This window comes from Streptomyces griseorubiginosus (assembly GCF_017614965.1).
GTDB classification, from domain to species: domain Bacteria; phylum Actinomycetota; class Actinomycetes; order Streptomycetales; family Streptomycetaceae; genus Streptomyces; species Streptomyces griseorubiginosus_B.
Window position 1 is genome coordinate 1 of the sequence record NZ_WVUG01000033.1, and the last position, 20,727, is coordinate 20,727.

Sequence of the window (20,727 nt, forward strand, 5' to 3'; positions counted from 1 at the left end):
CGTCGTAGGGGTCCGGGGTGGCGGGGACCTGGAGCCGGTGCACCGGTCCGGCGCCCAGGCGTGCGTAGCCGCGGCCGGGCGGGACGTCGGCGACCGGGGTCGTGTGCGGCGGTGCGCCGAGCACCGCCGCCAGCTGCGCTGACGTCGCCGGTCCGAGCACGACACGCGCGCGCGTGTGCTGCCGTACCGCGTCGGTCAGCGTGTCCTTGTTGTCGAACTGGTCGGCGACCACCACCGTGACGTTGGCGGCGCGGCCGTGCCGGAGCGGGACCTGGAGCAGGGCCTGCGGGTCCTTGCGGCCGTCCGCGGCGGCGAGGTGGGTGAAGGCGGTGGGGTGGTCCAGCAGGACCCACAGCGGGCGCTTGGTGTCCTCCGGCGGCGGGTGCCCGGCCTGACGGGCGCGGTTGGCGGCGATCAGCCGACGCTCCGTCTCCGTGGCGGCCCATTCGAGGCTGGCCAGCGCCCCGGCCAGCCCGCACTCGACGGCGAGCACGCCGTCCCGGCCGGTCAGGCACGCGTACTCGCCGGTGCCACCCCCGTCGACGATCACGATGTCGCCGTGCTGCAGGGCCTGCAGGGCGATGGAGCGCAGCAGGGTCGAGGTGCCGCTGCCCGGCTGGCCCATCACCAGCAGGTGCGGCTCGGTGGAGCGGACGCCGGTGCGCCAGACGACCGGGGGGACGTCGCGCTGTTCCTCACCGTAGGTGAGGGGGAGCGTGCGCTGGACCTGGGAGGGGTCGGTGAAGCCGAGGACCGTCTCGCCCGGTGCCGTGACGAAGCGCTGGGCGCACAGGCCGGTGGGCAGCGGGGACAGGACGGTGACCGTGAGCTGGTTGCCCTCCTCGTCCCAGGCGAAGCGGTACTCGCGGCCGCGGCCCGACTTGGCGTGCAGCAACTGCTCGATCCGCGCGCGGGCCTCGGACTCGCCGTCCGGGAAGTAGGCGGGATAGCGGATCACGAGCTCGGTGACCCGGCCGGACTCGTCGAACTCGTACGTCGGGAAGGCCTTCTCCCACTCGCCGCCGTGGGCGTAGAGGGGGGCGGGGTCCTCCGGGGTCGAGAAGTAGGGGACCAGGGCCTCGTAGAGCGACTTGAGGCGCTCCGTCTGCGACTCGTCGGGGCCGTCCGGAGCGGGCGGCTTTCGGTCGCGGCCCTGCCAGGCCGCCGCCGCCATCACGACGATGGCGGCGAGCAGCGGGCCGTACGGCACGAGCGCCACGACCAGGACCACCGACGCCACCAGGAACAGCAGCGGTCCGCGCTTGTCCTTGGGGGTCTCGGCCCATCTGCGCCGCCCGGCCCCCGCCAGCCGGCGCAGACCGCGCGTGATCGTGATCAGCGGATGGAGCACGTCGGTGGCGCTGTCGGCCGCCGTCCGGGCCAGCTCCCGGCTCTTGGCGATCTGCGCGCTGCCTGTGCTCAGGATGCGGGGGAGGGGGCGGCGGGCCACGGCTGTCTCCTGATGGTGCGTACGGACGGGACGGGCGGCGTCAGAACCTGATGCCGCCGAGCAGGCTGGCCAGGCTCTCGCCGCCGGCCTTGATGCTCGGGGCGATCGCCGTGCTCGCCAGGTAGAAGCCGAAGAGGGCCGAGATCAGCGCGTGCGACGCCTTCAGGCCGTCCTTGCGGAAGAAGAGGAAGACGATGATGCCGAGCAGGACCACGCCTGAGATGGACAGGATCATTTGGATCTCCTGGTTCGTGGGGACAGTCACCATGAGTACTTCCAGGATCACAGGATGTATCCATACGATAAAAGGTGCAACTGGGTGAAATTCGCTAGATTTCCCCCGATCGGCCCAGCTCTTCCGGGCCGGTGAGCAGGACACTTGCGTCCGACCGGGTCTGCGGTGATCTTTACCTCCGGCGCATCGGGTCATGTGCGGCGCCAACCAGTACCCTTGCGATTCACCTGAACGGTTGTATGAGAGGCGGTCCGGCCGATGACTGAAGCCCCCGACCCCGCGGTCGTGGAGCTGGCGACCAAGATCTTCGATCTGGCCCGGCAGGGGCGCACCGACGCGCTCGTGGCGTACGTCGACGCGGGTGTTCCGGCCAGCCTCACCAACGACCGGGGCGACTCGCTCGTGATGCTCGCCGCCTATCACGGTCACGCCGAGGCGGTCCGCGCGCTGCTCGACCGGGGCGCCCCCGCCGACGAGGTCAACGACCGGGGTCAGACCCCGCTCGCCGGTGCCGTCTTCAAGGGGGAGACGGACGTGATCAAGGTCCTTCTGGAAGGGGGCGCCGACCCCTCCCTGGGGACTCCGTCGGCCGTCGACACGGCCCGGATGTTCGGCAAGACAGATCTGCTCGAATTGTTCGGCGCACACTGATACGCATGTTCTGACCAGCGAAAACACAGAAAACGGGGGAGGCGGTACACGGCCGCCGAAATTTCGGTCGCGGCAGGTCGAAGTGCCGAGTCATCATGACGTCGTGATTCACGGACGCGATGGCAGGGCAGAGGTTGCCGCACCGCGCGGACCGTGATGCGGTCCGCACGGGCCACTGACGAGAGGCAGAGGAAGATGGTCTACAGCAAGCAGGAAACGGCGGGCGCCCCGACGTGTTGTCACGCGGCCAGGTGAAGCAGGACCCCCGGTTGCGTCGACGCTTGATGTGAGGCTGTTTCCCATGTTCGAACCGGTCATAGCGCCCAGCGGTACGCTGCTCGGCCTGCTCCAGCGGGGCCGCGGCGACGGCACGCTGCACGCGCTCACCGCCCCGCGCGCCGAGGCGCTCGCGGCCCTGAACCACTGCGTGCTGCGCGATCCCCGCCACGACTGGCAGGTGGAGAACCGCTCCCTGTACTACGCCCGTCTCTACCTCGACCTGAACGGCGAGCTGGACGAGATCGAGGCCCACCTCTTCGACGTCGAGGACGCCTTCGACACCGAGGAGTCGCGCACCGGCCTCGCCCTGGCTGTCCTCGGCCACCTGGCCTCCTACGGCCGTCTGGACGCGCTCGCGCTGCTGCGCAGGTACGCCGCGAGCGGCTCCAACTGGGCCTGGGCCCTGGACGAGCTGGCGCTGCGCGACGACGACGCCGGCCTACGGGCCCTCGCCGCCCCCGTGCTCGCCCGCTTCGCCACCGACGCCGAGGGCGAGGCCGAGCTGGCCGTCGCCGTACGCGACGCTTTTGAGCCACGGCCCTGGCGGCTGTGGGCGGAGGACCCGCGCGAGTCGATCGCCACACGCGTGCGTGCCGCCCAGGAGGCAGGCTGCTTCGACCGATGGCAACGCCAGATGCGACCAACCGGGCCCCGTCCGGGGTGGAGCGTCCAGGCGGTGTTCGAGTGGGCCCAGCAGGGCGTCGAGCGCGGTGCCGCGCTGCACGTCCCCGCCGCCCGCTGCCTCATCGCCGTCGCCGGCCCCGAGGACCGTCCCGAGATCCTGCGGGCCGCCGTCGACGGCAGCGACGGAGCCCGCAGCACCGCCCTGCGCTACCTCGCCGACAGCAATGATCCAAGCGCCCTCGACCTGATCGAGGGTGCCGTGACCACCGGCTCGACGGTCGTCGTGGAGGCCGCCGTCGACGCCTTCGAACGGATGCGCAGCATCGCCGCCGTCGACCGCGCGCGCGGCTGGGCCCACCGGCCCGACGCCCTGGGAGCCGCCGCCGGGCGCATGCTCGCCTGCCGAGGCGGCACCGAGGACAAAGACCTCGTCCTGGGGGCGCTGCGCGAGGCCGTACGGGGCGAGGGGCCCGACGCCCCGACCCTGTGGACCCTCGTCGACGGCACCGGACGGCTCGGCATCGTCTGCGCCGCTCCCGTCCTGCGCCACATCTACCGCGAGACCGCCTCCTCCCATCTGCGCGGCAGGGCCGCCCGCGCCCTCGCCGCCACCGACCCCTCCTTCCCCGCCGGCTTCGCCGTGGAATGCCTCTGGGACTGCGAGGAGTCCACCCGTGAGATCGCCGCCCGGCATGCCGAGACCGGCGACGCCAGGGTCGTGGAACAGCTCCGCAGGCTGGCCGCCGACCCGGCCGAGGAGGCCGAGGTCCAGACGGCGGTACGCAGCCGCATCGCATCCGAAGGGCCCCCCGTCTGAGGTGGCCGCACAGGGGTTCACCGGGCCGTTCCAGGGCCGGTAGGTGAACGACGGGTGACCCGCGGGTCAGACGGTCATGGACGCGGTCTGACCTGCTTGGGTGTGCGAAGGAACGCTCACGGTACGTTCATCGTTCGCAAAGATCCACGTTGACGCGACCACGTCCAGCCCGGCGAGAACACGGGTATGCGTGTCGTCATCGTGACCGAATCCTTTCCCCCCGACGTGAACGGCGTGGCCCACTGCGCGCTCCAGACCGCCCGGCACCTCGTGGATCGCGGTCATTCCCCGCTCGTCGTCGCGCCGGCCCCGCCTCCCACCGCCGGCAAGCGGCCCGACGCCTCGGCGCCGTGCCCCGTCGTCCGTGTCCCCTCCCTACCGCTCCCGGGCTATCCCCAGGTCCGCGTGGCGCTGCCCAGCCGGCGCCTCGCCGCGGCGATCGTCGAGCACCGTGCCGACATCGTGCACCTGGCGAGCCCCTTCGTCCTCGGTGTCCGCGGCATGGCGGCCGCCGCCCGGCTCGGCGTCCCGGCCGTCGCCGTCTACCAGACGGACCTGGCCGGATACGCCCGCACCTACATGGGCGCCGGCGAGGCCGCCGCCTGGCGGCGCATCCGCTCCGTCCACTCGGCCGCCGACCTGACCCTGGCCCCCTCCAGCGCCTCCCTGCACGACCTCGAGACCCACGGCGTGCCCCGGGTCAAGCTCTGGCCCCGCGGCGTGGACACCGTCCGCTTCCGCCCGGACCTGCGCGACAACGCCCTGCGCCGGGAACTCGCCCCGAACGGGGAGCTGATCGTCGGCTACGTCGGCCGGCTCGCCCCCGAGAAGCACATCGAGCTGCTCGCCGGGGTCTGCGGACTGGACGGCGTGAAGGTCGTGATCGTCGGTGACGGCCCGAGCCGGCCGAGCCTGGAGGAGGTGCTGCCGGGCGCGGTCTTCCTGGGCCGCCGCACCGGCGACGACCTCGCCCGGATCTACGCGTCCCTGGACGTCTTCGCGCACACCGGGCCCTTCGAGACCTTCTGCCAGACGGTCCAGGAGGCCATGGCCAGCGGTGTCCCGGTGGTCGCCCCGGCCGTCGGCGGCCCCCTGGACCTGGTCGCCCACGACCGCACCGGGCTGCTCGTCCCGCCGCGCGACGCCGACGCCGTCCGGGAGGCCGTGCGCCTGCTGGCGGCGGACACGGAGCGCAGGATCGCCTTCGGAGCCACCGCGCGCGCCACCGTCGAGGGGCGCACCTGGGCCGCCGTCGGCGACCAGCTGATCGGTCACTACGGGGCGGTCCTCGGTGCCCGCCGGAAGACGGCGGTGGCGGCATGACCCCCCTGCGCATTGTGCGACTGGCCAACTTCGTGGCCCCCGCGTCCGGCGGTCTGCGCACCGCTCTGCGCGAGCTGGGCAAGGGCTACAAGGCCGCCGGACACGAACCCGTTCTGATCGTGCCGGGCGAGCGCGCCGACGACCGGGACACCGAGCAGGGCCGCGTCATCACCCTGCCCGGGCCGCTGCTGCCCGGCACCGGCGGCTACCGGGTCCTGACCGACAAGCGGCGCGTGGCCCGGCTGCTGGAGGAACTGGACCCGGACCGCCTGGAGGTCTCCGACCGGACCACCCTGCGCTGGACCGGCAAGTGGGCGCGGCGGGCCCGGGTTCCCGCCGTGATGGTCTCCCACGAGACCGCCGACGGCGTCCTGCGCACCTGGGGCCTGCCCGAGAACGCGGCCCGGCGCGCCGCCGACGCCCTCAACGTCCGTACGGCACACACGTACGCGCGCGTGGTGTGCACCACCGAGTTCGCCGAGCGGGAGTTCGTACGGATCGGCGCCCGCAACGTCGTGCGCGCCCCGCTGGGCGTCGACCTGGTGGAGCGCCACCCCGCGCTGTACGACCCGGAACTGCGCGCCCGGTACGCGCGTGTGGACGAGACGCTGCTGGTCACCTGCACCCGGCTGTCCGTCGAGAAGCGGCCCGGCACCGCGCTGGACGCCCTGGAGGCGCTGCTGCGCCGCGGCAGGAAGGCCGTACTTGTGGTGGCCGGGGACGGGCCGCTGCGGGCGCGGCTCGAACTGCGGGCGCGCGAGCGCGGACTGCCGGTGACCTTCCTGGGGCACGTCTCCGACCGCGACGCGCTGGGCGCTCTGCAGGCCTCGGCCGACGTGTGCCTGGCCCCCGGGCCCGCCGAGACGTTCGGGCTGGCCGCGCTCGAGGCCATGGCCTGTGGCACGCCCGTCGTCGTGAGCACGTCGTCCGCGCTGCCCGAGGTCGTCGGGTCGGCGGGCGCCGTCGCGGCCGACCACGGGGAAGCCTTCGCCGACGCCGTCGACATGACGCTCGGGATCCCCGAGCGGGAGCGGCGGGGGGCGGCACGCGCGCGTGCGGAGTGCTTCGGCTGGAGCACCGCGGTGGACGCCTTCCTCGCCGCACACGACGCGACGGTACCGGCGCGTCGTTTCGTGCCCGGGGGCGTGGGATGAGAGCGGTGCGTTTCGTCGCCCTCGGCGACTCGCTGACCGAGGGCGTGGGCGATCCCGTCGGCGAGGGGTGGCGCGGCTGGGCCGCGCTGCTCGCCGGCGGGCTGGCCGAGGAGCCGGTGGAGTTCACCAACCTGGCGGTCAGCGGCGCGCAGACCCGGGAGGTGCTGGAGGTGCAGACTCCGGCCGCTCTCGAGCTGAAGCCGGACGTCGTGTCCGTGGTCATCGGCGTCAACGACACGCTGCGCTGCACCTTCGACATCCATGCCGTCACCGAGCGGCTGGACGAGGTGTACGCGGCCTTCACCGGGCAGGGGGCGACACTGCTGACGGCCTGCCTGCCCGACCCCGGCTCGATGCTCGGCCTGCCGGGCTCCCTCGCCCGTCCGCTGGCCCGGCGGCAGCGGGCGGTGAACCGGGTGGTGCACGCCCTCTCCGACCGCTACGGCGCCGTCCATCTGCACGCGGCGGAGGAGGAGTGGATCACGGACCGCGCGATGTGGAGCGCGGACCGGCTGCATCCGGGGGAGCAGGGGCACCGGCAACTGGCCCTGCGCTTCCACGCCCTGCTGGCGGAGACGGACCGGGCGACGGGGATCGCCCCCTCGCCCGAACCGGAGTTCCCCGTACCGACCAGGTCGGCGAGCCTGCTGTGGCTGGCCACGGCGGGTACGGCGTGGGTCGCCCGCCGGTGTACCGACCTGTTGCCGCAACTGCTGCGGCTGGCCGCGGACGAGATGCGGCACCGGGCCCGGGGGACGAGCGCGCGGCTGGACGTGCGCGCCGCCGCCGCGGTGTCGGCGGCGTTGGCCGCGGTGTCGATCTCGGAGCCGGATGTCGCCTGAACCGTTCCGGCCGGTGGTGCGCTGAGAGGCCGTCGTGGCCGGCCGGCGCGCTTCTGCACGACGTCGAGGTGGACGTACCGCCACGACGATGTCAACGCCAGCGTACCGCCAGGACGATGTCAATGCCGACGTACCGCCACGAAACGGACCGGGGTCCCCGACGCCGCTTGGGCCGCGATCGGCAGGTCGCGCGTGCTCACCACCGCGATCACCGGGTAGCCCCCGGTCGTCGGATGGTCGGCCAGGAACACCACCGGCCTGCCGTCCGGAGGGACCTGGACCGCGCCCAGCACCATGCCCTCGCTGGGCAGTTCGCCCGGGCGGGCCCGTTCCAGGGCGGGGCCCTCCGTGCGCAGGCCGATGCGGTTGCTTGCGGGGGAGACGCGGTAGGTGCGGGACGTGAAGGTGTCGAGTGCCTCGCGCGTGAACCAGTCGTCGCGCGGACCCAGGGACACCCGCAGCACGAGTTCCGCCGGAGGCGCCGGTTGGGGAGCCACGTCCACGCGCGCGGGGACGGCACCGGGCGTGCCAAGGGGCAGCACCGTGCCGTCCGTGAGCGGCGGCGGCCCCAGCCCCGACAGGAGGTCCGTGGAACGGCTGCCCAGCACCGGCTCCACGGCGACGCCACCGGAGACGGCCACGTAACCGCGCACTCCGCAGACGACGGTTCCGACATCCAGCAGCGCGCCCGCGGGCACGCGCACCGCGGCGCCCCACGCGGCCGGGCGGCCGTCCACGGTGACAGGGCAGGGGGCCCCGGCGACCGCCACGGTGACCGTCGAACGGGGGCGCAGGGTACAGCCGTTGACCGTGGTCTCCAGGACGGCCGCGCCCGGCGGGTTGCCGACCAGGCGGTTGGCCAGGGCCGCCGTGGGGGCGTCGAGCGCGCCGGAGCGGGGGACGCCGAGTTGGGCGTGTCCGGGACGGCCCTCGTCCTGGACGGTGGTCAGGGCCCCGGCCCGTACGACGACGAGCGCGCGGTCGGTCATGAGCCGGACACCGGGACGAAGCGGACACGCGTGCCGGGTGAGAGCAGTGCGGCCGGTACGCGCGCCTGGTCCCACAGGACGGTGTCCGTACGGCCGATCAGCTGCCAGCCGCCCGGTGACGACCGCGGGTACACGCCCGTGTAGGGGCCCGCCAGCGCCACCGAGCCCGCCGGCACAGACGTGCGCGGGGTGGCCCGGCGCGGGACGTCGTAGCGCCGCGGAAGACCGGTCAGATAGCCGAAGCCGGGGGCGAATCCGCAGAAGGCGACGCTGAACTCGGTGCCGGCGTGGATGCGGGCCGCCTCCCGTTCGGTGACGCCCCAGTGCGCGGCGACATCGGCGAGGTCGGGGCCGTCGTACCGCACCGGGATCTCGACGACCTCACGCGCGCGTGGAGGAGCGGCCAGGGCCTCGGTGGCGGTCAGTTCGGCGGCCAGGCGGGAGCGGTCGGTGAGGCCGTCGAGGAGGACCGTGCGGGCAGCGGGGACGATCTCGCGGACCGACAGCGTGCCCTCCGCGCGGCGGCGCAGCAGGTCCGCGTGCAGGGCCTGGGCCTCCTCGCCGGAGGTGACCTCGACGAGCAGGGCGTCGTCGCCCACGGGCAGCGCCCTCATGCGAACGCCTCCACCCGGACGCCGGACTCCTGCAGGCGCTGCCGGACCAGCCGGGCCAGGTCCACCGCGCCCGGTGTGTCCCCGTGCACACACAGGGAACGCGCGCGTACGTCCACGCGCGTGCCGGAGTGCGAGGTCACCGCTCCGTCGCGGGCCAGGCCCACCGAGCGCTCCACCACGGCCTCCGGATCGGTCACCACGGCACCGTCCCGGCCGCGCGGGACGAGTGTGCCCTCCGCGGTGTAGGCGCGGTCCGCGAACGCCTCGGTGACGGCCGGCAGACCCGCCTTGCCGGCGTACTCCAGCAGCCGCGAGCCCGGCAGGCCGAGCACGGGCAGGGACGGGTCGGCGAGCCGTACGCCGTCCACCACCGCGCCGGCCTGCTCCTCGTCGTGCACGACGCGGTTGTAGAGCGCGCCGTGCGGTTTGACGTACGACACGCGCGTGCCCGCAGCGCGCGCGAAGACCTCCAGGGCGCCGATCTGATAGGCGACCTCGGCCGTGAGCTCCGCGGGCGGCACGTCCATCGCGCGCCGCCCGAAGCCCGCGAGGTCCCGGTAGGAGACCTGGGCGCCGACCCGCACACCGCGCTCCGCGGCCAGCTCGCACACCCGCCGCATGGTGGCCGCGTCCCCGGCGTGGAAGCCGCAGGCCACGTTGGCGCTGGTGACGACGGACAGCAGCCGCTCGTCGTCGGTCAGCCGCCAGCGGCCGAAGCCCTCGCCGAGGTCGGCGTTCAGATCGATCGAGGCCATGGATCCTTCTTTTTCTCGCGGAGTGGACGCTTGGTCCGTGGAGCGGGCGGATTTCTCAGAGCACGCGGTACTGCGTGTCGCGGGCGTCGGTCAGGAACATCTGCCCCGGGGCGTGGGTGATGGCGAACGGTGGGCGGGAGGCCGTCACCGCGGCCTGCGGGGTCACACCGCACGCCCAGAACACCGGGATGTCGTCCGGTGCCAGATCCACCGGGTCGCCGAAGTCGGGGCGGCCGAGGTCCTCGATGCCGAGCGCCGACGGATCACCGCAGTGGACGGGGCCGCCGTGCACGGCCGGGAGCAGGCTGCTCTCCCGGATCGCCGCCGCCAGGTGCTCGGGCGGCACCGGGCGCATGGACACCACCATCGGGCCGCGCAGCCGCCCCGCCGGGTGGCACTGACGGCTCGTCACGTACATCGGGACGTTGCGGCCCTGCTCGACATGGCGGATCGGGACGCCTGCCTCGGCCAGCGCCCACTCGAAGGTGAAGCTGCAGCCGATCAGGAAGGACACCAGGTCCTCGCGCCAGTACCCGCGCACGTCCGTCGGCTCGTCCACCAACTCTCCGTCCCGCCACACCCGGTAGCGCGGCAGATCGGTGCGCAGGTCCGCGCCCTCGGCGAGGGTGCTGGTCCAGGACCCGGCGTCGGTGACCTCGAGCACCGGGCAGGGCTTGGGGTTGCGCTGGCCGAACAGCAGCATCTCGTACGCCCAGTCGGCGGGCAGCGAGATCAGGTTGACCTGGGTGTAGCCGGCCGCGACCCCGGCGGTCGGGCCGCAGAGCCCTTCCCGGAAGCGGGCGCGGGCGGTTCGCGGGCTCCACGCGTGCGCGTGCTCGTCGATGAGCACCAGGGGGCGGTCGTCGGTCACGGTCGAGGTGAGGTTCTCGGTCCGGTTCACGCCAGTTCCCTCCCGCGCGTTTCCGGCAGGCCCAGGAGCGCCAGCGCCGCGAGGCCGTAACCGATCGCGCCGAACACCAGCGCACCGCCCACGCCCCAGCTGTCGGCCAGGAAACCGACCGCGGTGGGGAAGACGGCTCCCACCGCGCGCCCGGTGTTGTACGTGAAGCCCTGTCCGGTACCGCGCACCGCCGTCGGGTAGAGCTCGCTCAGATAGGAGCCGAATCCGCTGAAGATCGCCGACATGCAGAACCCGAGCGGGAAACCGAGCACCAGGAGCAGCGTGTTGGCGCCGTGCGGGATGTTCGCGTACGCCAGGATGCAGATCGCCGACAGCAGCGCGAACAGCCAGATGTTGCGCCGGCGGCCCAGCCGGTCGGTGAGATAGCCGCCGGTGAGATAGCCGAGGAAGGCGCCGGAGATGAGGAACGTCAGGTAGCCGCCGGTTCCGACCACCGACAGGCCCCGGTCCGTCTTCAGGTACGTCGGGACCCAGGTGGCAAGCGTGTAGTAGCCGCCCTGCACGCCCGTGGACAGCAGTCCGGCGAAGACCGTGGTGCGCAGCAGACCGGGTTTGAAGATCGCGGCGAACGAACCCTTCTCCGCGCTCCTCTCCCGGACCGCGACCGCCTGTGGGGCGTCGTGCACCCGGCGCCGCATCCAGATCACCAGCAGGGCCGGCAGCGCACCGGTCCAGAACATGATCCGCCAGGCCAGGTCGTCTCCGGCGAACGAGAACACCAGGGTGTACACGACGGCGGCCAGCGCCCAGCCCACGGCCCACGAACTCTGGACCGCCCCCAGGGTGCGGCCGCGGTGCCTCGCGCTCGCGTACTCGGCGACCAGGATCGCGCCGACCGCCCACTCGCCGCCGAAGCCGAGGCCCTGCAAAGCCCGGAACACCAGCAACGTCTCGTAGGTGGGCGCGAATCCGCAGGCCACGGTGAAGACGGCGTACGTGATCACCGTGATCATCAGGGCCCTGACCCGGCCGAACCGGTCCGCCACCACGCCGGCGACGGCGCCGCCGACCGCGGAGACCACCAGCGTGACCGTCGTGAAGAGGCCGGTCTGCCCGCTGTCCAGACCGAAGTACGCGGCCAGCGCCACCATGCTCAGCGGCAGCGTGAAGTAGTCGTACGAATCCAGGGCATAGCCGCCGAACGCGCCGGCGAACGCACGCCGGCCGCGCGGACCGAGGGCGCGCAGCCAGCCCAACGCGCCGTCGTGCTCGGTGAGTTCGGCACCCGACGCGCCGGTGGACAGGGCTTGCGGTGGAGGGGTCGTGCTCATGGGCACCTCGCAGAGGGAGGACGGAGGGTGCGGAGCTGAGCCGTGCGGTGAGCAGTAAGGTAGAGGATCGTTCAACGATCCTTCAATACCCGCGTTGTTTCGTTCTCCTGTGTGCGATTGAATTCCGGGCATGGCAGAGCAGCTGAGCGGACTGGCCGACGACCGCGCCCTCCTCGGTCGCACCAGTACCGCCGAACGGGTCTCGGACATCCTCAGGAGCCGGATCGCCGAGGGGTTCTTCCCGCCAGGCACCCGGCTGTCGGAGGACAGCATCGGCGGCGCCCTCGGGGTCTCCCGCAACACCCTGCGCGAGGCGTTCCGCCTGCTCACCCACGAACGCCTGCTGGTCCACGAACTCAACCGGGGCGTCTTCGTCCGGGTGCTCACCGTCGAGGACGTCGAGGACATCTACCGCACCCGCGCTCTTGTCGAGTGCGCCGTCGTACGCGGCCTCGGCGACCCGCCGTACGACCTCGACGCGCTCGCCCAGGCCGTGGACGAGGGGCGGCGGGCGGCGCGCGAAGGTGACTGGAAAGCGGTGGGTACCGCCAACATCCACTTCCACCGCGAGTTGGTGTCCCTGGCCGGCAGCGCCCGCACCGACGAACTGATGCGCAGCGTCTTCGCCGAACTCCGCCTCGCCTTCCACGTCGTGGACGACCCCAGGGCCCTCCACGAGCCGTACCTCACCCGCAACGAACAGATCCTGCGGGCGCTCCAGGCGGGCGAGAGGGCGTCGGCGGAGGAACTGCTCGCCGTCTACCTCGCCGACTCACTCGAACGAGTGGTCGAGGTGTACCGGAGAAGGGTCGGCGCGGAGGACGCCCTCTAAGGCCGCGGAGGACGCCCTCCAAGGCACCTCCAGGGCACCTCCAGGGCGCCTCCGGTGCTGCGGAGCAGTCACGACGAGGGGAGGCGCCGGGTGGCCGTACTCGTCGTTTGGGGAGTTGTCAGACCCACCACCTAGTCTGTGCACCGTGACTTCGCCTGCATCGACGGACAGCGTTCCGCCCCAGTTCAGCGCGGGGCCGCGCCCCGCGCCGGGCCCGGCCGCCGACGAGGGACTGGCGCGGCGGCTGCGCGCGCTCGCCTGCACCGCGCCGCTGCACGACCTGGACGCGCGCAAGGCCAACCTGGCGGGCGAGTACTCGGTGTACGGCATGGCGGAGGTCGCCCTCGCCGCCATCGACCTGGTCACCCTGAACATGGACTTCGACACGGGCGCCGACCACGACCAGATCGTCGCCCGGCTCATCCCGCGCATCGCCGCGCAGGCCCCGCAGCGGCCGGTCGCCGAGCACGAGCGCGTGGCCCGCTGGGTCCTGGAGAACCTGATCAACGTCGGCAGCGTCGACCGCGGCTTCCGGGCGGTGTACGGCACGTTCACGACGGACGGCAGCTATGTCCGCCGTGACTACGACTTCAAACTGATCGAGGAGGTGCCAGGCCCCGGCGGCACGGTCTATCTCCGCACCACGGACGAGGCGGTCAACGTCCTGGTCGGCGCCCTGGACACCGACGTCACCAGCGCCCAGATCGCCGCCGAGGTCAAGCTCGAGGTCCTGATCAACCGGGGGCGGCTGGCGGACGCCCAGCTCGCCGCCGAACAGGCCCGCTACCGCACCGTGCAGTACTCGGAGACCCTGCGCCGCGCCCTGGACGCGACCCGGCGCAACGTCCGCGCGGTGGACTGGCTCAACTCCGTGCCCGACATGATCGCCGAGGCGCTGGACCACGTGGCCGACCGCTACCGCCACGAGAACGCGATCCTCACCAACATCCGCAAGGCGCGGGACGAGACGGAGGAGGCCGAGCACAAGCGGCGGGCCGCCGAACTCGTCGACATCGTCAAGGACTGCATCCGACGGCACACGCAGTTGCAGTCGCGACTGCTGGAGGCGGGCCCGCTCTTCCGCGCCGAGCAGGACCGGCAGGCGTTCGCGACGCCCATGGCGTCCTCCGGGATCGACCTCTACGGCCACCTGGTCGCCCCCGTGCTGCCGTTGCCGCTGGAGCAGGCGGTCCGGGTCACGGACGCGTTCTTCGCACGCGGAACGGGACTGCGGACACCGGTGTCGGTACGGGTGGGCGATCTCGTCGACATACTGCTGACGCCTCCGGTGGAGCGGGAGCACCTCGGCGCGGAGATGCCGGAGCCGGATCTGATCGCGACGCCGGACGACAGCCGGTTCAGCGAGGAGCAACTGGCGGCGGCGACGGAGCTGCTGGACCTGCCGGCCGACGCGCCCCGCCGGCTGTCGGGGCTGCTGGCGGAGGCGCGTCGGCTGGACCCGGAACTGCCGTACCTGGTGGCCCTGTTGGCGGTGCACGCGGCGAGTCCGCCGGTCGGAACCGCCTACCGGCAGGGCGAGGAGAAGCTGCTGTTCGCCGTGGACGACGGGACGGAGCTGGACGATCCCGAGTTCGGCGGCGCCGACCTGATCGTGGGGACGGCCCTGCTGGACGCGGCCGGAATGGCGGCGGACCGGACGGAAGCAGCATGAGTGGACGACAGCGCGACAAGGAGCCCGAGCAGTGACCGAGCACATCGAGTGGAGTGACACGGAGGCCCCGGCCCCGTCGGCCCCGAGTGCCGTCACGCCCGCCGACGCCGCCGACGCGGCCCGGCTCGTCGCCTTCGGGCTGCAGCCCAAACTGCAGCCGGCGCGGGACCAGGAGTACGCGGAACTGCTGCGGCGCTACCGGGAGGACCCGGCGTTCGCGCGGCTCGCGGACGCCGTGGCCGCCGGACTCGGGCTGGTGGTGCTGGAGGTCTCCCCGCGCGCGGGGATGGCCGTGACGGCCGCCGAGGACTCGGTGTTCGCGGTGCGCATGGGTGACTACGCGCGTCGTACGTCCGCCGACGGCGGGGACCGGTTCCTGCACGGGCTGGCCCATCTCGCCGTCGCCGCCATGGCGTTCCCGCGCCCGGAGGACCTCGCCGACGACGGGTACATCGGGCGCGTGACGGTCAACGGCGTCGACGCCTTCGTACGGCAGGCGTGCCGGCGGCTGGAGGAACGCGCCGAGGAACAGGGCGAGAACACCGACCCGGCCACGGACGCGCCCGGCCTGCAGGCCGCGTGGCGGATCTGGGTGAGACGCAGCGCGGCCGGCGCCACCAAGGACGCCCGCAGACTCGCCGGTTCCACGACCGGCATCGTCGGCAAGGCGGTCGCCTTCCTCACCGACTCCGGCTTCCTGCAGCGCACCGGCGACGACAACGGCGGCACCTACCGCACCACGGCCCGCTACCAGCTCCAGGTGCGGGACATGGCGGGCAGCGCCGCGATGGCCGAACTGCTGGAGCTGGGCGTGGTCCCGGTGACGGACGGCACCCCCACCCTGCTGCCGCCCCAGGACGGTGAGGACCTGGACCTGGCGGCCGACGCCGGGCTGCCGTTCCACTCCTCCACGCCCTCCTGAACCCCCCGACCTGCCGAAGACCTACGAGAGTCCGCCATGTACGAGCTGTCCCGGATCCGCCTCTACTCCATCGGTCCCGCCGGTGCGCGCTACGCCGACACCGTGCTCGACCTGCGGGGTGTCGGCGAGCCGGTGCCCGACCCCGCGCCCACCCAGGCGGAGTTCTTCGAGGAGGAGCCCGTCGGCCCGCCGCGCCGCCCGGCGCCCGCGGGCGTGCTCTTCCTGGAGAACGGCGGCGGCAAGTCGGTGCTGCTGAAGCTGATCTTCTCGGTGATGCTGCCCGGTCACCGCAACACGCTGGGCGGCGCCAGCTCCGGTGTGCTGCGCAAGTTCCTGCTCGCCGACGACTGCGGGCACGTCGCCCTGGAGTGGCAGCACACGCTGACCGGCGAGTGCGTCGTCGTCGGCAAGGTCAGCGAGTGGCGCGGGCGCCAGGTCTCGAGCGACCCGCGGAAGTTCGCCGAGGCCTGGTACTCCTTCCGGCCCGGACCCGGGCTGTCCCTGGACAACCTGCCGGTCGCCGAGGCCACTTCGGTACGGCCCCCCGCCGAGGGCCAGTCGGCCGCTCAGGGGCGTCGGCGCACCATGAAGGGCTTCCGGGACGCCATCACCGAGGCGGGCAAGGCGTATCCGCACCTGGAGGTGCACTGGGAGGAGATCCACGACCGGTGGATCGAACACCTCGGCGACCTCGGCCTCGACCCCGAACTCTTCCGCTACCAGCGGGAGATGAACGCCGACGAGGGTGAGGCCGCAGGCCTCTTCGCGGTGAAGAAGGACTCCGACTTCACCGACCTGCTGCTGCGCGCCGTCACCGACACCCGGGACACCGACGGACTCGCCGACCTGGTCAGCGGCTTCGGCAATAAGCTGGGCCGCCGCGCCGAGCTGATCGCCGAACGGGACTTCACCGCCGGGTCGGTGGACCTGCTCGGGCGGATCGTCGAGGCCGCCGAGGCCCGCGCACGCGCCCGCGACATCCACGCCGGCGCCGAACGCCGTACCCGTACGCTCGCCCGCCGTCTGTCGGCTCGCAGCGGTCAGGAGCGGGTCCGGGCCGCCGACCTCGCCCAGCGCGTCACGGCCGCCGCGTACGCGGTCACGCACTCCGAGGCGGCCCGGGAGCGCAGCGCGCTGATCGCCGCTGAACTCGCCTTCCGCAACGCCTCCCTGGCGCTGGCCGCCGCCGAGAAGTCCGCCGCCGGGCAGAAGCGCGAGCTGGCCGACGCGCGCACCTTGCACTCCGCCTGGCAGGCCGCCGAGGCGGTGCTGCGCCACCGCGCCGCCGCCGACCGGGTCGCGCGCGTGGCCGCCGCGATCCAGGAGGCCGAGCGGGACGCGGCCCCCGCGCTCGCCGCCCGCGCCAGGGCCGCCGTGGACCTCGTACGGGCCCTGCAGGCGGCCGCCGAGAGGGCCGAGACCCTCGCCAACGAGGAGGAGGAGCGCTCCGGCGCACTCCAGGAGGCCGGCGAGGCCGCCTACCGCGACTCGACCGCCGCCGCCACGGAGGCGCAACGGGCCCGCAGCGAGATCGGCCACCTCCGCCAGCGCCTCAGCGAGGTGGAACAGGAGACCGCGGAGGCGGTGCGCGCCGGCTGGCTCGACGACAGCGCGCCCGACGCCGACCCGGCCCGTGCCGCCCTCGCGGCCAGCGACGCCGAGAAGAGCGCCGTCGCCGCCTGGGACGCGGCCCGTGAGGCGTCCCGCAAGGCCACGGAGCACGCCCGGGAGGCGGCCGCGGCGGAGTCCCGCGCCGAGCTGACGGCCGCCCGCGCGGCGGACGCGGCCACGGCCACCCAGCGCTCCTACGAGGCCGAACTGCGCATCGCCGAGGCGCTGGCCGCCGAGGAGCGGCTGGCGGAACTGCTGAGCCTGTCCGGCGGCGGCCGGACGCGCTCCTCCGTCCCGCAGCCCCGCCACGACACGGACGACGACGAAGCGGCGCTCGCCCCCGAGGAGTTGGACCGTTTCGCCGACGAACTGCGCGAACTGCTCGACGACTCCGTGTCCTCCGCCGAACGCCAGCTCTTCGAACTGCGGACCGCGGCGGCCGACGACTCCCGCATCCTCGGCGCGCTCGGCGACGGCGGGCTGCTGCCACCCGGGCCGGACGTGCTGGCCACCGTCGAGTTCCTCGGCGAGCACGGCATCCCCGCCCTGCCCGGCTGGCGCTACCTCGCCCAGGCCGTCGACCCGGCCGACCACGCACGGGTGCTGGCGGCCCGACCGGAGCTGGTCGACGGCGTCATCATCACCGATCCGGCCACCCACGCGCGTGCCCGCGACGCGCTCACCGACGCGGCCCTGCTCCCGCGCTCCGCCGTCGCCGTCGGCACGGCCGCCGCCCTGCTGGCACCGACCCCGGCCCCCGACACCCGCAGCGGTGACGTCTTCCTCGTCCCGCCGAACCCGGCCATGCACGACGAACACGCCGCCGACGAGGAACGACAGGCCCTGCGGGCCCGGGCGGCCGAGCGGGACGAGGAGATCCGGGCGCTCGCGGCCCGCCTCGGCAAGGACCGCGAGCTGGCGGCACGCCTCGCCTCCTGGCGCACCGGCTGCCCGGCCGGACGGCTGGTCGAACTGGCACAGGCCGCCCACGACGCGCGCACCTTCGCGGAAGAGGCCGAAGCCGAGCTGGCCGAGGCACGCGCGGTACGGGCCGAGGCCGACGAGACGGCCGCCGAGGCCGCGCAGGTCCGGGACGAGCGCCAGGAGGCCGCGCAGAAGGCCCGCCGCGCCGCCGACGCGCTGGCCGGGCTCGCCTTCCGGCTGCGCGAGCGCGCCGGCTGGCAGGTGAAGCTGCGCGAACTGGCCGACGAGGGCGCCGAGTCCGAGGCCCGCGCGCAGGCCTGCCTGGAACGCGCCCGCGCCGCCGACGAGGACCGGCGCGCCGCCCAGCGCGCCGCCGACGACGCCCGCCGCACCGCCCGCGCGCTGCGCGCCGAGCGCTCCGAGATCGCCGGCGCCCCCGACGACGTACCCGACACCGACGCGGACACCGCCGCTCCAAAGGCGTCCCTGCCCGCCCTGCGCGAGGCCTACCGGGCCGCCTCCCAGGTGTACGAGAAGGTCGGCGTCGGCGCCGACCTGCGGGCCGAACAGGCGCGCGCGGAGAGCGACGAGAGCGCGGCCCGCGCCGAACTGGACCGGCTCAGCAACAAGGTCCGCACCCGCGCGGAGCAGCTGCTGCAGTCACCGGACGGCTCCGACGGGCCGTCCCGGCAGGCCGCCGCCGCCCGTGCCGAGGAGCTCGTGCAGCTCCTGGAGACCCGGATGTCCAGCGCGAGCGAGCAGTTGGGCCGGCTGCGCGGCGAGGCCGAACGGCACGCCCCCGAGGACGGCGAGGCCCACACCGAGCTGCCCGAGGAGCTCCAGCCGCGCGACGCCGAGCACGCCCAGGCCCTGCTGCGCACAGCGACCGCCGAACTCGCCTCCCGCTCCGAGGCGTTGACCCAGGCCAGGGAAGCCCACGCCGAGCTGCTCGACGCCCATCGCGCGGCAGAGGACGCGGCCGGCGGCTTCGACGAGACGGCCGCGATGCTGCGGGACCTGCTGCGCGAGCACGCCCTCGAGGACGACCAGGAGGAACCGGAGCCCTACCCCGGCACCCTGGACGAGGCCCGGCAGTCGGCCGCCGAGGCCCGGCGGTCGCTGCGCGGCTGTGCCGCCGACCTGTCCGCCGCCGAGGCCGCAGTCCGCGAGGCGAGCGACGTCCTCGTCCGGCACGCAAACTCGACGCGCTACGAACAGGTCCGCACCCCCGCCCGCCAGCAGATCCGTGAACTGCCCGCCTCCGCACTGCCGGAGCACGCGCAGAAGTGGGCGGACGCCTTCGCCCCCCGACTGCGGGTCCTCACCGACGAGTTGGCTCAATTGGAGCGCAACCGCGACTCGATCGTGGACCGGCTGCGCGGGCTGGTCGAGTCGGCGCTGGCGACCCTGCGCTCCGCCCAGCGGCTCTCCCGGCTGCCCGAGGGGCTCGGCGAGTGGTCCGGTCAGGAGTTCCTGCGGATCCGCTTCGAGGAACCCGACCAGGCCACCCTGACCGAGCGCCTCGGCGAGGTCATCGACGAGGCGACCCGGGCCGCCGTGAAGAAGAACTCCGACCTGCGCCGCGACGGCATGTCCCTGCTGCTGCGAGGCGTGGGCGCGGCCCTGCAGCCCAAGGGCGTTTCCGTGGAGATCCTCAAGCCGGACGCCGTGCTGCGCGCCGAGCGTGTGCCCGTCGGGCAGATGGGCGACGTGTTCTCCGGCGGCCAGCTGCTCACCGCCGCCATCGCCCTGTACTGCACGATGGCGGCACTGCGCTCCAACGACCGGGGCCGCGACAAGCACCGGCACGCCGGCACGCTGTTCCTCGACAACCCCATCGGCCGCGCCAACGCCACGTATCTGCTGGAGCTCCAGCGCGCGGTGTCCGACGCGCTGGGCGTCCAGCTCCTGTACACCACCGGCCTGTTCGACACCACCGCGCTGGCCGAGTTCCCCCTGGTCATCCGGCTGCGCAACGACGCCGACCTACGGGCCGGGCTGAAGTACATCAGCGTGGAGGAACACCTGCGGCCGGGACTGCCGAGCGAGGCTCCCGCGGGGGAGGCCGGGCACAGCGAGATCACCGCGACACGGATGTTCAAGCGCCCGGCACCGGCCGCGCCTTAGCGCCTTGGCCGACCCTCGCCGTAGCCGGTCCGCGTCCCAGCCGCCCCGGCGCCGACGACGCCGAAACGAACCGGCGGTCCTCAGGGGTGCGAGAGCTGTCCGGTGCCGCCGCTGCGGCGTATTCGCGCCTGCGCCCGCTCGGTGGCTTTCGCCTGTCGCCGGGTCCGGCGCTTCTCGCGGCGCAGGGCCCGGGCCGTGCTGCTCGGCGTCGACACCACGCCGTTGCGCTGGTTCCACACCTGGCGGGTCACCCAGACGTCGAGAGCGCTCCAGGTGGCCACCACCGTGCTCACGACAGCGCTGATCACCATGGGAAAGGCCGGCCAGGACCCGGCCATGGTGCACAGGAAGGCCACCATCGCCAGCAGCAGCGTCACGGCGATGATCAGTCCCGCCCGCACCGCCGCCGTACGCACCGGATCAGGCAGCCGGCGTCGCTTGGCCGGTTCCTCGACCCACAGGGGCCGATAGCCCCGCTCCCGCTCCTCGTCTCGCTCGATCCTGCTCCTGGCTGCCGGAATGTCGGGATCCGGTGCTTCGGGAACCCGGTCCTCGACCAGGCTCGCCGCCATGCCGTCCCCGGGCGCCTCGCGCCGCTCCGCCGTGCCCATCAACGTGTCACTCCCCACCGCCAGCAGACCGCTCGTCCGTGCCCGACGGCACGGCTCCCCTGTGGTTGCCCGGCTTGCGCTGTTTTACGCCGCCCGGGTGCG

General features: G+C 73.6%; 17 protein-coding genes. 9 read left to right on the forward strand and 8 right to left on the reverse strand.

Annotated features, from left to right (window positions below; genetic code table 11):
- Window positions 1–1,450 (reverse strand): ATP-binding protein (locus GRC12_RS09395; protein WP_208778732.1); only part of this gene is annotated, 1,450 nt, incomplete at its 3' end.
- A 40-nt stretch (window positions 1,451–1,490) separates the two neighbouring features.
- Window positions 1,491–1,685, reverse strand: a complete 195-nt coding sequence (locus GRC12_RS09400; RefSeq protein ID WP_208778733.1) for a hypothetical protein — start codon at window positions 1,683–1,685, stop codon at window positions 1,491–1,493.
- 258 nt (window positions 1,686–1,943) lie between these two features.
- Here GRC12_RS09400 and GRC12_RS09405 point away from each other — a divergent pair, with 258 nt between their 5' ends.
- From GRC12_RS09405 to GRC12_RS09425, 5 genes are all read left to right on the forward strand, one after another.
- A complete protein-coding gene (locus GRC12_RS09405; RefSeq protein ID WP_208778734.1) occupies window positions 1,944–2,336 on the forward strand; it encodes an ankyrin repeat domain-containing protein in 393 nt (130 codons plus the stop codon).
- 301 nt (window positions 2,337–2,637) lie between these two features.
- The gene (locus tag GRC12_RS09410; protein WP_208778735.1) at window positions 2,638–4,056 is read left to right on the forward strand and encodes a HEAT repeat domain-containing protein; all 1,419 of its coding nucleotides are present in this window, start codon (window positions 2,638–2,640) and stop codon (window positions 4,054–4,056) included.
- Window positions 4,057–4,242: 186 nt separating this feature from the next.
- Window positions 4,243–5,379 (forward strand): glycosyltransferase family 4 protein, encoded by a 1,137-nt coding sequence (locus GRC12_RS09415; protein WP_208778736.1) that lies wholly within the window; start codon window positions 4,243–4,245, stop codon window positions 5,377–5,379.
- A complete protein-coding gene (locus GRC12_RS09420) occupies window positions 5,376–6,533 on the forward strand; it encodes a glycosyltransferase (RefSeq protein ID WP_208778737.1) in 1,158 nt (385 codons plus the stop codon). The genes GRC12_RS09415 and GRC12_RS09420 overlap by 4 nt, the downstream gene beginning before the upstream one ends.
- Entirely contained in the window at window positions 6,530–7,375 is an 846-nt protein-coding gene (locus GRC12_RS09425) for an SGNH/GDSL hydrolase family protein (RefSeq protein WP_208778738.1), read from the forward strand. Before GRC12_RS09420 ends, GRC12_RS09425 begins: the two co-directional genes overlap by 4 nt.
- A 119-nt stretch (window positions 7,376–7,494) precedes the next feature.
- Here the strand turns inward: GRC12_RS09425 and GRC12_RS09430 are convergent, their stop codons facing one another.
- The 5 genes from GRC12_RS09430 to GRC12_RS09450 are packed head-to-tail and all read right to left on the reverse strand — an operon-like array spanning window position 7,495 to window position 11,926.
- Complete coding sequence (locus GRC12_RS09430; protein ID WP_208778739.1) at window positions 7,495–8,364, reverse strand: biotin-dependent carboxyltransferase family protein; 870 nt, start codon at window positions 8,362–8,364, stop codon at window positions 7,495–7,497.
- A complete protein-coding gene (gene pxpB / locus GRC12_RS09435; RefSeq protein WP_208778740.1) occupies window positions 8,361–8,978 on the reverse strand; it encodes a 5-oxoprolinase subunit PxpB in 618 nt (205 codons plus the stop codon). The genes GRC12_RS09430 and pxpB overlap by 4 nt, the downstream gene beginning before the upstream one ends.
- Window positions 8,975–9,733, reverse strand: a complete 759-nt coding sequence (locus tag GRC12_RS09440) for a LamB/YcsF family protein (protein WP_208778741.1) — start codon at window positions 9,731–9,733, stop codon at window positions 8,975–8,977. The genes pxpB and GRC12_RS09440 overlap by 4 nt, the downstream gene beginning before the upstream one ends.
- Before the next feature lie 55 nt (window positions 9,734–9,788).
- Window positions 9,789–10,634: a putative hydro-lyase gene (locus GRC12_RS09445; protein ID WP_208778742.1), complete on the reverse strand. Its 846-nt coding sequence runs from the start codon at window positions 10,632–10,634 to the stop codon at window positions 9,789–9,791.
- On the reverse strand, window positions 10,631–11,926 hold the full coding sequence (locus tag GRC12_RS09450) for an MFS transporter (RefSeq protein WP_208778743.1): 1,296 nt from the start codon (window positions 11,924–11,926) through the stop codon (window positions 10,631–10,633). The genes GRC12_RS09445 and GRC12_RS09450 overlap by 4 nt, the downstream gene beginning before the upstream one ends.
- Before the next feature lie 130 nt (window positions 11,927–12,056).
- Here GRC12_RS09450 and GRC12_RS09455 point away from each other — a divergent pair, with 130 nt between their 5' ends.
- From GRC12_RS09455 to GRC12_RS09470, 4 genes are all read left to right on the forward strand, one after another.
- Entirely contained in the window at window positions 12,057–12,758 is a 702-nt protein-coding gene (locus GRC12_RS09455; RefSeq protein ID WP_208778744.1) for a GntR family transcriptional regulator, read from the forward strand.
- A 145-nt stretch (window positions 12,759–12,903) separates the two neighbouring features.
- Window positions 12,904–14,430 (forward strand): hypothetical protein, encoded by a 1,527-nt coding sequence (locus GRC12_RS09460; protein ID WP_208778745.1) that lies wholly within the window; start codon window positions 12,904–12,906, stop codon window positions 14,428–14,430.
- A gap of 31 nt (window positions 14,431–14,461) precedes the next feature.
- The gene (locus GRC12_RS09465) at window positions 14,462–15,352 is read left to right on the forward strand and encodes a hypothetical protein (protein WP_208778746.1); all 891 of its coding nucleotides are present in this window, start codon (window positions 14,462–14,464) and stop codon (window positions 15,350–15,352) included.
- 36 nt (window positions 15,353–15,388) lie between these two features.
- The gene (locus GRC12_RS09470; protein WP_208778747.1) at window positions 15,389–20,014 is read left to right on the forward strand and encodes a hypothetical protein; all 4,626 of its coding nucleotides are present in this window, start codon (window positions 15,389–15,391) and stop codon (window positions 20,012–20,014) included.
- 80 nt (window positions 20,015–20,094) lie between these two features.
- On the opposite strand, the gene GRC12_RS09475 is transcribed toward GRC12_RS09470, so the two are convergent.
- On the reverse strand, window positions 20,095–20,625 hold the full coding sequence (locus GRC12_RS09475) for a hypothetical protein (protein ID WP_244372505.1): 531 nt from the start codon (window positions 20,623–20,625) through the stop codon (window positions 20,095–20,097).
- Window positions 20,626–20,727 lie beyond the last annotated feature (102 nt).

Excerpts from the sequence above, each read along its gene's own strand:
- GRC12_RS09400 (WP_208778733.1), bottom strand. The coding sequence starts at position 1,685 with ATGATCCTGTCCATCTCAGGCGTGGTCCTGCTCGGCATCATCGTCTTC.
- GRC12_RS09475 (WP_244372505.1), bottom strand. The coding sequence starts at position 20,625 with ATGGGCACGGCGGAGCGGCGCGAGGCGCCCGGGGACGGCATGGCGGCG.
- GRC12_RS09410 (WP_208778735.1), top strand. The coding sequence starts at position 2,638 with ATGTTCGAACCGGTCATAGCGCCCAGCGGTACGCTGCTCGGCCTGCTC.
- GRC12_RS09430 (WP_208778739.1), bottom strand. The coding sequence starts at position 8,364 with ATGACCGACCGCGCGCTCGTCGTCGTACGGGCCGGGGCCCTGACCACC.
- GRC12_RS09470 (WP_208778747.1), top strand. The coding sequence starts at position 15,389 with ATGTACGAGCTGTCCCGGATCCGCCTCTACTCCATCGGTCCCGCCGGT.
- GRC12_RS09450 (WP_208778743.1), bottom strand. The coding sequence starts at position 11,926 with ATGAGCACGACCCCTCCACCGCAAGCCCTGTCCACCGGCGCGTCGGGT.
- GRC12_RS09440 (WP_208778741.1), bottom strand. The coding sequence starts at position 9,733 with ATGGCCTCGATCGATCTGAACGCCGACCTCGGCGAGGGCTTCGGCCGC.
- pxpB (WP_208778740.1), bottom strand. The coding sequence starts at position 8,978 with ATGAGGGCGCTGCCCGTGGGCGACGACGCCCTGCTCGTCGAGGTCACC.
- GRC12_RS09425 (WP_208778738.1), top strand. The coding sequence starts at position 6,530 with ATGAGAGCGGTGCGTTTCGTCGCCCTCGGCGACTCGCTGACCGAGGGC.
- GRC12_RS09415 (WP_208778736.1), top strand. The coding sequence starts at position 4,243 with ATGCGTGTCGTCATCGTGACCGAATCCTTTCCCCCCGACGTGAACGGC.
- GRC12_RS09405 (WP_208778734.1), top strand. The coding sequence starts at position 1,944 with ATGACTGAAGCCCCCGACCCCGCGGTCGTGGAGCTGGCGACCAAGATC.
- GRC12_RS09455 (WP_208778744.1), top strand. The coding sequence starts at position 12,057 with ATGGCAGAGCAGCTGAGCGGACTGGCCGACGACCGCGCCCTCCTCGGT.
- GRC12_RS09420 (WP_208778737.1), top strand. The coding sequence starts at position 5,376 with ATGACCCCCCTGCGCATTGTGCGACTGGCCAACTTCGTGGCCCCCGCG.